Source organism: Microbacterium sp. NPDC087665 (assembly GCF_044743285.1).
In the GTDB taxonomy this organism is placed as follows: Bacteria; Actinomycetota; Actinomycetes; order Actinomycetales; family Microbacteriaceae; genus Microbacterium.
This window is the reverse complement of record NZ_JBIUWD010000004.1, coordinates 179,484-192,949: the sequence shown is the minus strand read 5'-3', so window position 1 is coordinate 192,949 and position 13,466 is coordinate 179,484. Positions and strand designations below refer to the sequence as shown.

Below are 13,466 nucleotides of genomic sequence, written 5' to 3'. Positions count from 1 at the left end.
CAGATCCCGCAGACGTTCCACGGAGGACACCATGACCAACCCGATCGCTGACCCCGGCCACGGACACTCGCCGGCGGCCTGGACCGCCGTGGTGATCATGCTGCTCGGCTTCACTCTCGCCACCGTCGCGTTCTGCTTCGAGCAGCCGACGTTCGTCTGGATCTCCTCCGCGCTGATCCCGATCGGCGCTCTCGTCGGCTGGATCCTGGCGAAGGCCGGTTACGGCGTGAAGGGCCCCAAGTACTCGCCGAAGGCGCACTAGTGGTTCTCGCCGACCTGACGGCCGGCGCTGTCGCAGACGCCGAGCGTCGCGCCCTGTCGCGTCCCCTGGCCGATGTCGAGCGTGTCGCTCTCGCTCGGCCTGCGGCGAAGGATGCCCTCGCATTCCTCGCACCGTCGGAGCGCGTGAAGATCATCGCCGAGGTCAAGCGTGCGAGCCCCTCCCGCGGTGCTCTCGCCGAGATCCCCGATCCCGCTCTGCAGGCTTCGCTGTACGAGATCGGGGGAGCGTCCGCGATAAGTGTGCTCACCGAAGAGCGCCGGTTCGGCGGCAGTCTGGCCGATCTGGAGGCCGTCACGGCCCGCGTGTCGCTTCCGGTGCTGCGCAAGGACTTCATCGCCACGCGCTACCAGGTCCTCGAGGCCCGGGCCGCAGGGGCGGATCTGGTGCTGCTGATCGTCGCCGGTCTCGAGCCCGCCGTCCTGCGCGACCTTTTCGGCTTCATCGGCGAGCTGGGAATGACTCCACTGGTCGAGACGCATTCCGCCGATGAACTCGACGTCGCCATCGATCTGGGGGCCCCGTTGATCGGGGTCAACGCCCGTGATCTGAAGACGCTCGAGCTCGATCGCGATCTGTTCGGTCGTCTCGTCGACCGCATCCCCTCCACCGCGGTCAAGATCGCCGAGTCCGCGGTCCTGACCCCCGCCGATGTCGCGCACTACCGCGGCGCCGGAGCGGACGTCGTCCTGATCGGCGAGGCGCTCGTCACGGGCGACCCCGTCGCCACCCTCAAGAGCTTTCTGGAGGTCTGATGAGCCTGCGTGACCAGCACGGCCCGTACTTCGGCACGTACGGTGGCCGCTACATGCCCGAATCCCTCATCGCGGCGATCGATGAGTTGACCGTCGCCTACGAAGAAGCGATCGCCGATCCCGCGTTCCGCTCCGAGCTCGCCCACTTGCTCAGCTCATACGCCGGTCGTCCGTCCGCGCTCACCGAGGTGCCGCGTTTCGCCGAGCACGCGGGTGGCGCGCGCATCTTCCTCAAGCGGGAAGATCTGAACCACACCGGCTCCCACAAGATCAACAACGTCCTCGGGCAGGCTCTGCTCACCAAGCGGCTCGGTAAATCCCGGGTCATCGCCGAGACCGGTGCCGGCCAGCACGGTGTCGCAACGGCCACGGCGGCGGCATTGTTCGGTCTGGAGTGCACGATCTACATGGGAGAGGTCGACACCGAGCGCCAGGCGCTCAACGTCGCCCGCATGCGTCTGCTCGGTGCCGAGGTCGTCCCGGTCACGTCGGGCTCTCGCACTCTCAAGGATGCGATCAACGACGCATACCGCGATTGGGTGGCGTCTGTCGAGAACACCAACTACATCTTCGGAACGGCCGCAGGACCGCATCCGTTCCCCGCCATGGTGCGCGACTTCCAGAAGATCATCGGCGAAGAGGCGCGCGAGCAGCTTCTTGCCGAGGTCGGACGCCTTCCGGATGCGGTCGTCGCCTGCGTCGGCGGCGGATCGAACGCGATCGGCATGTTCGACGCGTTCCTCGACGACGACGGCGTGAAGCTCTACGGGGTGGAAGCCGCCGGCGACGGCGTCGACACGCCCAAGCACGCCGCGTCGATCGAGCGCGGGCGCCCCGGCATCCTGCACGGCTCGCGCACCTACGTGCTGCAGGATGACGACGGTCAGACCGTGGAATCGCACTCCATCTCGGCCGGACTGGACTATCCCGGAGTGGGTCCCGAGCACTCGTGGCTCGCCGACCTCGGTCGTGCGGAGTACATCCCCGCCACCGACGACGAGGCCATGCAGGCGTTGCGTCTGCTGAGCCGTACCGAAGGGATCATTCCGGCGATCGAGTCCGCTCACGCCCTGGCCGGAGCGCTCCGCCTCGCACCCGAGCTCGGTGCGGATGCCGTCATCGCCGTGTGCCTGTCGGGCCGTGGCGATAAGGACATGGATACGGCCGCGAGGTACTTCCGCCTCTACGACGAGGCCGCAGCCGACGGGGGAGCCCAGTGAGCAAGGTCGAAGCCGCGTTCCAGAAGGCGGAGGCAGCGGGGCGCAGTGTGTTCGTCGGCTACCTCCCCGTGGGATATCCCGATCTGCAGACGAGCATCCAGGCCGCGATCACGCTCGCCGAGAACGGCGTCGACATCATCGAGCTGGGCCCGCCCTACAGCGACCCGGTGATGGACGGCGCCGTCATCCAGGAGGCGACGACGGCGGCTCTCGCCGCGGGCTTCCGCATGGCAGACCTCTTCACCGCGATCCGCGCGATCACGGCCGCCACCGACGTCCCCGTGCTGGTGATGACCTACTGGAACCCTGTGGTGCAGTACGGGATCGACCGGTACGCCGACGATCTGCTCGCCGCAGGCGGAGCGGGTCTCATCACCCCGGACATCACGCCCGAGGTCGCAGACGAGTGGATCAGCGCGAGCGAGCGCACCGGCCTCGACCGTGTGTTCCTCGCCGCTCCGACATCATCGGATGAGCGTCTCGACCTGGTCGTGCGCTCGTCGACGGGCTTCGTCTACACGGTGTCGACCATGGGCATCACGGGGGAGCGGACCGAACTCGACCGCGCCGCTCGCACCCTCGTCGGTCGCCTGCGCGATCACGGCGCCACGCGTGCGTGCGTCGGTATCGGAATCTCCACCGCCGACCAGATCGCCGCCGTGTCGGAGTACGCCGACGGCGCGATCGTGGGTACCGCACTGGTCCGCGCGCTGCGCGACGGCGGTCTTCCCGCCCTGGCCGAGGTCACACGAACCCTGGCGGACGGCACGTCGTCGTCACGCTCCCTTCTCGAGAACTAGAATCGCACTCATGCCCTTCGCGCTCCACAGCACCGTCAACGGTGTGCTCGCCAGCATCCCGAGCCCTCCGGTCGCCTTCATCGACCTCGGCCCGGTGCGTATCCACTTCTACGCCCTCTGCATCATCGCCGGCATCATCGCCGCAACGCTGCTGACGAATCACCGCCTCACCAAGCGCGGAGCAGAGCCGTGGGTCGTGATCGACATCTCGATCCTCGCCGTGCCGCTCGCGATCATCGGCGCGCGCATCTTCCACGTGCTCACCCACCCGAACTTCTACTTCGGCGAGGGCAAGAACACCTGGAACCCGTTCGAGCCCGGCTCCGTCTGGGCGATCTGGGAGGGCGGCATCGCCATCTTCGGCGCCCTCATCGGTGGCGCGATCGGTGCGTATCTCGGCTGCAAGTGGACGGGCATCCGCTTCTGGACCTTCGCCGACGCTCTCGCCCCGGGACTGCTCCTCGCGCAGGCGATGGGCCGTTTCGGCAACTGGTTCAATCACGAGCTCTTCGGCCTCCCGACCGACCTGCCGTGGGGACTCGAGATCGAGTCCACGAACAGCGCATTCCCTCCCGGTCTGCCCGAAGGCACGCTCTTCCACCCCACGTTCCTGTACGAGGTGCTCTGGAACGGTCTGGGCGTGCTCGTGCTGCTCTGGCTCGGCCGCAAGCTGTTCTTCCAGTGGGGCCGCCTGTTCGCGATCTACCTCATCTGGTACAGCGCCGGACGTGTCGTCTGGGAGTCGATCCGCATCGACCCGAGCGAGATCATCCTGGGCCTGCGCAGCAACGTCTGGGCGTCGATCATCGGCATCGTTGTCGGTATCGCGATCCTCATCGTGCAGAACCGCCGTCACCTCGGCCTCGAGCCTTCGCCGTACGTCGCAGGACGCGGACGGAAGGACCTGGACGACGCTGATGTACAATCGCAGAACAATCCCTCTGACTTCGTCGACGTGAGCGAGCCTCCGGCAGACGAGGTCACCGCAGGAGCTACCGCCACAAGCACCGCTCCCACGAGCGAGAACGGCTCCCGATAAAGCCGCCACCTCGTGGCGTGAGAACCATTGCACTGAACGAGCGGGCCGACGTCGTCCCCGGTGTCACTTGAATATCTGAGGACGGTAACTGGTGTACTTCCAGCCCCCTTACGGCGCTTCCGGCGCATATCCCCCGAAACAGGGCATGTACAACCCCGCGTTCGAAAAGGACGCCTGCGGCCTCGCCATGGTCGCGACCCTGCGCGGCCACGCCGGGCACGACATCATCGCGTTGGCGCTGGAAGCGCTGCGCAACCTGGAGCACCGCGGTGCGATCGGCTCTGACGCCGGCACCGGAGACGGAGCGGGCATCCTCACGCAGATGCCGGACGCATTCCTCCGAGCGGTCACCGACTTCGACCTCCCCCCGGTCGGCGAGTATGCCGCCGGTCTCGCCTTCCTGCCGCGCGACTCGGGAGAGCGTCGTCAGCAGAAGGCCGGCATCGAGAAGATCGCCCGCGCCGAGGGCCTGCGCGTCCTCGGGTGGCGCAGCGTGCCCACGGCCAACGAGAACCTGGGCAAGCTCGCCGACGAGGCGCGTCCCGCTTTCGAGCAGCTCTTCGTGAGTGCCGGTGGAACGACCCACGCGCATGCACCGCTCACGGGCATCGCGCTCGATCGTGTCGCCTACCGTCTGCGCAAGCGCGCGGGCCACGAGATGGGGGCGTACTTCGTCTCGCTTTCGAGCCGCACGCTCGGCTACAAGGGCATGGTCACCACCCTGCAGCTCGAGCCGTTCTACCCCGATCTGCAGGACGAGCGTTTCGCCTCCGAGCTCGCCGTCGTGCACTCCCGGTACTCGACGAACACCTTCCCGTCGTGGCCGCTCGCGCAGCCGCTGCGGATGCTCGCGCACAATGGTGAGATCAACACCGTGGGCGGCAACCGCAACTGGATGCGTGCACGGCAGTCCCAGCTCGAATCCGAGCTGCTGGGCGATGTCGCACCTCTCCTGCCGATCTGCACCGACGGCGCCAGCGACTCGGCATCGTTCGACGAGGTGCTGGAGCTACTCACGCTGACCGGTCGCAGCCTTCCGCACGCGATCATGATGATGGTGCCCGAGGCATACGAGAAGCAGACCGACATCACGCCGGAGCTGCGCTCGTTCTACGAGTACCACTCGAACCAGATGGAGCCGTGGGACGGCCCGGCGGCGCTGATCTTCACCGACGGCACGCTCGTGGGCGCCACGCTCGACCGCAACGGTCTCCGTCCCGGTCGCTGGACCGAGACGACCGACGGATTGATCGTGATCGGCTCGGAGACGGGCGTGCTCACGTTCGAACCCGAGCGCATCAAGCGTCGTGGGCGCCTGCGTCCAGGCAAGATGTTCCTGGTCGACACGGCGCAGCGCCGCATCGTCGAGGACGACGAGATCAAGCGCGAGCTCTCGACGCTCCAGCCGTGGCAGGAGTGGTTGGATGCCGGCGCCGTACGGCTCGCCGAGCTTCCCGAGCGCGAGCACATCGTGCACCCGCCGGCATCGATCACGCGTCGTCAGCGCACCTTCGGCTACACCGAGGAAGAGGTTCGCATCCTCCTCACGCCGATGGGGCAGAACGGCGCCGAGCCGCTCGGAGCGATGGGCTCCGACACGCCGATCGCCGTGCTCAGCAAGCGTCCGCGCCTGCTCTTCGACTACTTCACGCAGCAGTTCGCCCAGGTGACGAACCCGCCGCTGGACTCGATCCGCGAAGAGGTCGTCACGAGCCTCAAGCTCGGCCTGGGCCCCGAGAGCAACCTTCTCTCGTGGGGTCCCGAGCACACCCGCACCGTTTCGCTGGACTTCCCGGTGATCGACAACGACGAGCTCGCGAAGATCCGTCACATCGACAAGGCGCTGCCCGACCGTTCGAGCGCGACCATCCGCGGTCTCTACCACTTCGACGCCGGGCCCCAGACGCTCACCGATCGACTCGACGAGATGTGCGCCGAGGTCGACCAGGCGATCGAAGACGGTGCCGAGTTCATCATCCTGTCGGACCGCGACTCGAACAAGGACCTCACTCCGATCCCGTCGCTGCTCATGGTGGCGGCCGTGCATCACCACCTCATCCGCCGCGAGAACCGGATGAAGGTCGGCCTGATCGTCGAAGCCGGCGACGTGCGCGAGGTTCATCACGTGGCCACGCTCATCGGGTACGGGGCATCCGCCATCAACCCGTATCTCGCGATGGAGACCGTCGAGCACCTCGCACGCACCGGTTACATCACCGGAATCACGCCGGAGAAGGCCGTCCGCAATCTGATCTACGCGCTCGGCAAGGGCGTGCTCAAGATCATGTCGAAGATGGGCATCTCGACGGTGTCGTCCTACGCGGGCGCCCAGGTGTTCGAGGCGGTCGGCCTCAGCCAGGACTTCATCGACGCGTACTTCACGCGCACCGAGTCGAAGCTCGGCGGCATCGGCATCGAGCAGGTCTTCGCCGAGAACCAGGCGCGCCACGACTACGCCTACCCCGAAGACGAGGCGGCGCGCGCGCACGAGCGTCTGTGGACCGGCGGCGAGTACCAGTGGCGTCGCGACGGGTCTCCGCACCTGTTCAGCCCCGAGACGGTCTTCAAGCTGCAGCACTCGACCCGCAACCGTCGGTACGACATCTTCCGCGAGTACACGAAGCTCGTCGACGATCAGGCCGCCGAGTTGAAGACGCTCCGCGGGATGTTCTCGCTGCGCACCGGTACTCGTCGGCCCGTCCCGATCGATGAGGTCGAGCCCGTCTCCGCGATCGTCAAGCGGTTCTCGACGGGCGCGATGAGCTACGGCTCGATCTCGCAGGAAGCGCACGAGACCCTCGCGGTCGCCATGAACTCGATCGGCGGCAAGTCGAACACAGGAGAGGGCGGCGAAGATCCCGACCGTCTCGTCGACCCCGCCCGACGCAGTTCGATCAAGCAGGTGGCATCGGGACGCTTCGGCGTCACGAGCCTCTACCTGACCGAGGCGGACGACATCCAGATCAAGCTCGCTCAGGGCGCCAAGCCCGGCGAGGGCGGTCAGCTGCCTCCGACGAAGGTGTACCCGTGGGTGGCGCGCACGCGCCACGCGACGGCCGGTGTGGGCCTCATCTCGCCGCCGCCGCACCACGACATCTACTCGATCGAAGACCTCAAGCAGCTGATCTTCGATCTGAAGCGTGCCAACCCGGACGCCCGCATCCACACCAAGCTCGTCAGCCAGTCGGGAATCGGCGCGGTCTCGGCCGGTGTCGCCAAGGCACTCAGCGACGTCATTCTGGTCTCCGGCCACGACGGCGGAACGGGCGCCAGCCCGCTGAACTCGCTCAAGCACGCGGGCACGCCGTGGGAGCTCGGCCTCGCCGAGACCCAGCAGACGCTCATGCTCAACGGCATGCGCGACCGTGTGGTGGTGCAGGTCGACGGCCAGCTCAAGACCGGTCGCGACGTCATCATCGGCGCGCTGCTCGGTGCAGAGGAATTCGGCTTCGCGACGGCTCCTCTGGTGGTCAGCGGATGCATCATGATGCGCGTCTGCCACCTCGACACGTGCCCCGTCGGTGTCGCGACCCAGAACCCGGCGCTGCGCGAGCGGTTCACCGGTAAGCCGGAGTTCGTCGTCAACTTCATGGAGTTCATCGCCGAAGAGGTGCGCGAACTCCTCGCAGAGCTCGGCTACCGGTCGATCGATGAGATCGTTGGACGCTCCGAACTGCTCGAGACCAACACGGCGATCGAACACTGGAAGGCCGACGGTCTCGACCTGAGCCCGGTGCTCGAAGGCCCCGCGTTCCCCGCGGGCGAACCCCGCCGGAGCGGTCGCACGCAGGACCACGAGCTCGAGAAGCACTTCGACGTGCAGCTCATCGACATCGCGAAGGGCGCACTCCTCAACGGAGAGCCCGTCGTGGTGGAGCTGCCGATCGCCAACACCGAGCGTGCGGTCGGAACCATGCTCGGACACCAGGTGACCGCGCGCCACGGAGCCGCGGGCCTCGCCCGCGGAACCATCGATGTGACGCTGCTGGGCACCGCAGGGCAGTCGCTCGGCGCGTTCCTGCCGCCGGGAATCGTGCTGCGACTCGAGGGCGACGCCAACGACTACGTCGGCAAGGGACTCTCGGGTGGTGACATCACCATCCGGCCGCCCCGCGCCTCGCAGATCGCCCCGGAGCAGAACGTCATCGCGGGCAACGTCATCGGTTACGGCGCGACGTCGGGAACGATGTTCATCTCCGGCGTCGTCGGCGAACGCTTCCTCGTGCGCAACTCCGGCGCGACGGCGGTCGTCGAAGGTGTCGGCGACCACGCCCTCGAATACATGACCGGTGGGCTCGCAGTGATCCTCGGCACGACCGGACGCAACTTCGGTGCCGGAATGTCCGGGGGAGTGGCGTACGTCCACGCCCTCGACACCGCGAAGATCAACGCGCAGTCCCTGGGCAGCGGCGAGCTCCTGCTGGAGTCGCTCGACCGTGCGGACCTCGAGGTCCTGCGCAGTCTGCTCGTCGAACACGTCGAACGCACGGCGTCACCGCTCGCATCCGACCTCCTGGGTCGTTTCGAGACGGTCGCCTCAGAGTTCGTGAAGGTGCTTCCGCGCGACTTCGCCGCGGTGCGCAGCATGCGCGAAGAAGCACTGGCCGAGGGAATCGATCCCGATGGCGACATCGTCTGGAACCGCATCCTGGAGGTGACCGGTGGCTGATCCCAAAGGTTTTCTGAAGGTCACCGAGCGCGAGGTTCCTGCTCGCCGCCCGGTGCCCGTCCGCATCATGGACTGGAAAGAGGTCTACGAGCCCGGCGACAAGGCCGTGCTGCGTCGTCAGGCCGGCCGGTGTATGGACTGCGGCGTGCCGTTCTGCCACTCGGGCTGCCCCCTGGGCAACCTGATCCCGGAGTGGAACGACCTCACCTGGCGCGGCGAAGGCCGTGCGGCGATCGACCGCCTCCACGCCACGAACAACTTCCCGGAGTTCACGGGTCGCCTGTGCCCCGCTCCCTGCGAGAGCTCGTGCGTGCTCGGCATCAACCAGCCGGCCGTCACCATCAAGCAGATCGAGGTCTCGATCATCGATGAGGCCTTCGCCAAGGGATGGGTCGAACCCCAGCCGCCGGCACGCCTCACCGGCAAGACCGTCGCGGTGGTCGGCTCCGGTCCCGCGGGTCTCGCCGCCGCGCAGCAGCTCACGCGCGCCGGTCACACGATCGCGGTCTTCGAGCGCGACGACCGTATCGGCGGGCTCCTCCGTTACGGCATCCCGGACTTCAAGATGGAGAAGGGCCAGCTCGAATCCCGCCTGCGTCAGATGCAGGAAGAGGGCACGCGTTTCCGCGCCGGCGTCGAGATCGGCAAGGACATCACCTGGGCCGACCTCCGCGCGCGGTACGACGCCGTCGTCATCGCGACCGGATCGACCGTGCCGCGTGATCTCGCGATCCCCGGGCGCGACCTCGATGGCGTGCACTTCGCCATGGAGTACCTCGTGGAGTCGAACCACGCCGTCGCAGGTGACACGGTGACCGACCAGATCTCCGCCGAGGGCAAGCACGTCATCGTCATCGGTGGCGGTGACACCGGCGCTGACTGCATCGGCACCGCCCACCGTCAGGGTGCGCTCAGCGTGACCAATCTCGCGATCGGCCAGCAGCCCAGCGAGACGCGGCCCGACCACCAGCCGTGGCCGATGATGCCGACCGTGTTCGAGGTATCGTCCGCTCATGAAGAGGGCGGCGAACGCGTCTTCCTCGCGTCGACCGTCGAGTTCCTCTCGAACGAGGTCGGAGAGGTGCGCGCGCTGCGCGTAGCGGAGACCGAGTACATCGACGGACGTCGCGTTCCCAAGAGCGGCTCCGAGCGCGAGATCCCCGCCGACCTCGTTCTCATCGCGATGGGCTTCACCGGCCCCGAGCAGGACGGCTTCACCGAGGAGACTCGCCCGCAGGTCACCGATCGCGGCGCATTCCGCCGCGACGAGTCCTACGAGTCGACGATCCCGGGCGTCTTCGTCGCCGGAGACGCGGGGCGCGGTCAGTCGCTGATCGTCTGGGCGATCGCCGAAGGCCGTGCCGCGGCCGCGAGCGTCGACAGCTACCTGATGGGCACGACCGTGCTGCCCTCGCCGGTCGCACCGCACGATGTCGCGATCGGCCTTCAGCCCGCGTAGGCTGAGCGGCGGCACCGTCGCCCGAGTTTTTATCCCCCTCTACCCTGGAGATTCTGTTGAGACGCGCGAAAATCGTCGCCACACTGGGCCCCGCAACTTCCACCTATGAGACCGTGCGTGCGTTGATCGACGCCGGCGTGGACGTCGCCCGCCTGAACCTCAGCCACGGTGACTACTCCGTGCACGAGAACAACTACGCGAACGTCCGTCGCGCAGCCGAGGACTCGGGCCGCGCGGTCGCGATCCTGGTCGACCTCCAGGGCCCGAAGATCCGTCTCGGCAAGTTCGAGAACGGGCCGTATGAGCTCGCCAAGGGCGACATCTTCAAGATCACCACCGAAGACATCATCGGCAACAAGGACATCTGCGGCACCACGTTCAAGGGCCTGCCCCACGACGTCAAGCCGGGCGACTTCCTGCTCATCGATGACGGCAAGGTGCGCGTCGAGGTCGTCGAGACCGACGGCGTCACCGTGACCACCCGCGTGATCGTCGCCGGTGCGGTCTCGAACAACAAGGGCATCAACCTTCCCGGTGTGGCCGTCAACGTGCCCGCGCTGAGCGAGAAGGATGAAGACGACCTTCGCTGGGGCCTGCGCATCGGCGCCGACCTGATCGCCCTCTCGTTCGTGCGCAACGCCGAAGACGTGACCCGCGTGCACGAGATCATGGCGGAAGAGGGCGTGCGCGTCCCCGTCATCGCCAAGGTCGAGAAGCCCCAGGCCGTCGATGCTCTCGAGGGCATCGTCGATGCCTTCGACGCCATCATGGTCGCCCGCGGCGACCTGGGCGTGGAACTGCCGCTCGAGGCGGTTCCGATCGTGCAGAAGCGCGCCGTCGAGCTCGCTCGTCGCAACGCGAAGCCGGTCATCGTCGCGACGCAGATGCTCGAGTCGATGATCAACAGCCCCGTCCCGACCCGCGCCGAGACCTCGGACGTCGCGAACGCCGTGCTCGATGGCGCCGACGCGGTCATGCTCTCCGGCGAGACCAGCGTCGGAGACTACCCGGTCGTCGTGGTCGAGACCATGGCTCGGATCATCGAGTCGACCGAAGAGCACGGCCTGGAGCGCATCGCGCCGCTCACGGCGAAGCCGCGCACGCAGGGTGGTGCGATCACCCTCGCGGCCCTCGAGGTCGCCGAGTTCGTGGATGCCAAGTTCCTCTGCGTCTTCACGCAGTCCGGTGACAGCGCTCGTCGTCTCTCGCGACTGCGTTCGCGCATCCCGATGCTGGCGTTCACGCCCGAGCCCGACATCCGTCGCCGCATGGCGCTCACCTGGGGCATCCACTCGACGCTCGTCGACATGGTGCAGCACACCGACCTGATGTACATGCAGGTCGATGAGTATCTTCTCGGCAACGGCCTCGCGGCCGAAGGCGACAAGGTCGTCGTGATCTCCGGGTCCCCTCCCGGAATCATCGGGTCGACCAACGACATCCGCGTGCACAAGGTCGGCGACGCCGTCAACGGCGCAGCCCCCGTCTACAAGGCGGGCGTCTGACCTCGAGCATCACGGAGGGGGCGGGGCTTCGGCTCCGCCCCCTCCGTCGTATCCGCAGAAGGAATTGCTGCGCTCCGTCAAGCCGCTTTCTGCTCGACGCGCACGCCGGATAGATTGCCGACATGTGCTTTTCCCGCCGCCACACGAATGCGCGCGGCGCCATGACGGTGACGCGGATCTCATGATCAACGGGATCAAGAAGTTCGCCTGGTGGGTGGCGGACTATGCGTATGCGGCCATCTGGCAGGTGCGCGCCTTCGTGAGCCGGACCAGGGCGGATGCTTTCGTCGACGGCGCGAGGGCGCCGATCCTGATCCTTCCCGGGGTTTACGAGACGTGGCGGTTCATGCAGCCGCTGGTGGCCCGGCTCCACGCTCAGGGTCACGGCGTGCATGTGCTGGACAGCCTCGAGCGCAACCAGCGCCCGGTCTCCGAGATGGCGGCGCTGGTCGACGACTACCTGCGGCAGCGCGATCTGAGCGACGTCATCCTGGTCGCGCACAGCAAGGGCGGCCTCGCGGGCAAACGCGTGATGATGGGGGAGTCGGCACCGCGCATCCGAGCCATGCTCGCCGTCGCCACGCCGTTCGGGGGCTCCCGCTATGCACGACGTCTTCCCGTGCGCACGCTGCGGGCGTTTTCGCCCGACGACCCCGGCATCGTCGAGCTCTCACGCCAGGTCGACGTCAACGCGCGGATCGTGTCGGTCTATGCCGCGTTCGATCCCCACATCCCGGAGGGAAGCGAGCTCGTCGGCGCCAAGAATGTGCGTCTCGCCACCGGGGGTCACTTCCGGGTGCTCGCGAATCCCCGCGTGATCGCCGAACTGGCGATCCTCGTGACCGGAGCCGACGAGAAGCCCTAGCCCCGCAGGCCACATCGTGACGCTGCTATCCGCGGTGTCAGTCCTTGAGTCGCTTGCGCACCGCACGCTCGGTCAGGACGGTGAAGTAGTCGGTGACTTTGCTGTGGGCGAGCTTGGCGAGTTCCTCGGTCGCGAGCGAGGAGATGTGCTCGTATGCGACGCCAGGATTCCTCTCGGCGACTCGGGTGGTGACCTGTTTGACGATTTCCTGGGGATCTATTTTCGTTGCCACGCTCGCATCGTACGCCCCGCACATGTCGGGCAGTAGAGCGGAAGGCGCGTGCGGATCGGAGTTTGATCGGCGTTCTTCTCGTACCTGTACGCTGTGCCCCGCATGAACCCCGTCGTCATCTGCGGCGGCACCGGCGTAGTGAAGAGAGTCATCATGGCGAAGACAACAAAGGCAGTGAAGTCCGCGAATGCGGCGTTGGACGCCGCGGCGGAGGCGGCGAAGGGCGCGAAGCGGCTCAGCAAGACGCTGCCGAAGAAGGACGCGAAGAGGCTGCGTGAGCTCGCCGATGACGCGAAGGATGCTGCGAATGTGAAGCAGAAGAAGATCGTGCGCCGCCCCCGAAAGGTCGAGAAGAAGGCCATCGCAGCCATCGGACGCATCGAGAAGGCCGCGGACAAGATCGAGTCCCGCCTGGCATCCGAGGCGGAAGCGGGCGAGAAAGCAGCGAAGAAGGCAGCGAAGAAGGCCGCCGAGAAGCGCGCCGAGAACGCAGACCCGCAGACGCCCGAGGAGCCGGCGGCCTCTGCCGCCGACCTCTCCGTCCACACAGTCGCCCAGCTGCGCGCTCGAGCACGCGACGCCGGACACACCGGGTTCTCGCGACTCAACAAAGCGCAGCTGGTCGCACTTCTGTCGGTCTGA

At 67.1% G+C, this 13,466-nt stretch carries 11 protein-coding genes; 10 read left to right on the top strand and 1 reads right to left on the bottom strand.

What is annotated here, in order from left to right; translation table 11 throughout:
* Nucleotides 1-31 precede the first annotated feature (31 nt).
* From ACIOSY_RS10780 to ACIOSY_RS10740, 9 genes are all read left to right on the top strand, one after another.
* Complete coding sequence (locus ACIOSY_RS10780) at nucleotides 32-262, top strand: HGxxPAAW family protein (protein ID WP_400853011.1); 231 nt, start codon at nucleotides 32-34, stop codon at nucleotides 260-262.
* Nucleotides 262-1,035, top strand: coding sequence for an indole-3-glycerol phosphate synthase TrpC (trpC, locus tag ACIOSY_RS10775; protein WP_400853009.1), 774 nt, complete (start codon nucleotides 262-264; stop codon nucleotides 1,033-1,035). The genes ACIOSY_RS10780 and trpC overlap by 1 nt, the downstream gene beginning before the upstream one ends.
* Nucleotides 1,035-2,255 (top strand): tryptophan synthase subunit beta, encoded by a 1,221-nt coding sequence (gene trpB, locus ACIOSY_RS10770; RefSeq protein ID WP_400853007.1) that lies wholly within the window; start codon nucleotides 1,035-1,037, stop codon nucleotides 2,253-2,255. Before trpC ends, trpB begins: the two co-directional genes overlap by 1 nt.
* Nucleotides 2,252-3,055: a tryptophan synthase subunit alpha gene (gene trpA, locus ACIOSY_RS10765; RefSeq protein ID WP_400853005.1), complete on the top strand. Its 804-nt coding sequence runs from the start codon at nucleotides 2,252-2,254 to the stop codon at nucleotides 3,053-3,055. Before trpB ends, trpA begins: the two co-directional genes overlap by 4 nt.
* A gap of 10 nt (nucleotides 3,056-3,065) precedes the next feature.
* The gene (gene lgt, locus ACIOSY_RS10760) at nucleotides 3,066-4,094 is read left to right on the top strand and encodes a prolipoprotein diacylglyceryl transferase (RefSeq protein WP_400853003.1); all 1,029 of its coding nucleotides are present in this window, start codon (nucleotides 3,066-3,068) and stop codon (nucleotides 4,092-4,094) included.
* Between the two features lie 145 nt (nucleotides 4,095-4,239).
* A complete protein-coding gene (gltB, locus tag ACIOSY_RS10755; protein ID WP_400853001.1) occupies nucleotides 4,240-8,763 on the top strand; it encodes a glutamate synthase large subunit in 4,524 nt (1,507 codons plus the stop codon).
* Entirely contained in the window at nucleotides 8,756-10,222 is a 1,467-nt protein-coding gene (locus ACIOSY_RS10750; protein WP_400852999.1) for a glutamate synthase subunit beta, read from the top strand. The genes gltB and ACIOSY_RS10750 overlap by 8 nt, the downstream gene beginning before the upstream one ends.
* 56 nt (nucleotides 10,223-10,278) lie before the next feature.
* Entirely contained in the window at nucleotides 10,279-11,727 is a 1,449-nt protein-coding gene (gene pyk / locus ACIOSY_RS10745; protein WP_400852997.1) for a pyruvate kinase, read from the top strand.
* Nucleotides 11,728-11,908: 181 nt separating this feature from the next.
* The gene (locus ACIOSY_RS10740; protein WP_400852995.1) at nucleotides 11,909-12,592 is read left to right on the top strand and encodes an esterase/lipase family protein; all 684 of its coding nucleotides are present in this window, start codon (nucleotides 11,909-11,911) and stop codon (nucleotides 12,590-12,592) included.
* A gap of 37 nt (nucleotides 12,593-12,629) precedes the next feature.
* Here the strand turns inward: ACIOSY_RS10740 and ACIOSY_RS10735 are convergent, their stop codons facing one another.
* Nucleotides 12,630-12,824 carry a three-helix bundle dimerization domain-containing protein gene (locus ACIOSY_RS10735; RefSeq protein WP_400852993.1) on the bottom strand — a complete coding sequence of 65 codons (195 nt, stop codon included), beginning with the start codon at nucleotides 12,822-12,824 and terminating at the stop codon, nucleotides 12,630-12,632.
* Between the two features lie 153 nt (nucleotides 12,825-12,977).
* Here ACIOSY_RS10735 and ACIOSY_RS10730 point away from each other — a divergent pair, with 153 nt between their 5' ends.
* The gene (locus ACIOSY_RS10730) at nucleotides 12,978-13,466 is read left to right on the top strand and encodes a hypothetical protein (RefSeq protein ID WP_400852991.1); all 489 of its coding nucleotides are present in this window, start codon (nucleotides 12,978-12,980) and stop codon (nucleotides 13,464-13,466) included.

Bases quoted from the DNA above. Each gene is read 5' to 3' on its own strand.
- ACIOSY_RS10780 (WP_400853011.1), top strand. From the start codon at position 32: ATGACCAACCCGATCGCTGACCCCGGCCACGGACACTCGCCGGCGGCC.
- trpB (WP_400853007.1), top strand. From the start codon at position 1,035: ATGAGCCTGCGTGACCAGCACGGCCCGTACTTCGGCACGTACGGTGGC.
- lgt (WP_400853003.1), top strand. From the start codon at position 3,066: ATGCCCTTCGCGCTCCACAGCACCGTCAACGGTGTGCTCGCCAGCATC.
- gltB (WP_400853001.1), top strand. From the start codon at position 4,240: ATGTACAACCCCGCGTTCGAAAAGGACGCCTGCGGCCTCGCCATGGTC.
- ACIOSY_RS10740 (WP_400852995.1), top strand. From the start codon at position 11,909: ATGATCAACGGGATCAAGAAGTTCGCCTGGTGGGTGGCGGACTATGCG.
- ACIOSY_RS10730 (WP_400852991.1), top strand. From the start codon at position 12,978: ATGGCGAAGACAACAAAGGCAGTGAAGTCCGCGAATGCGGCGTTGGAC.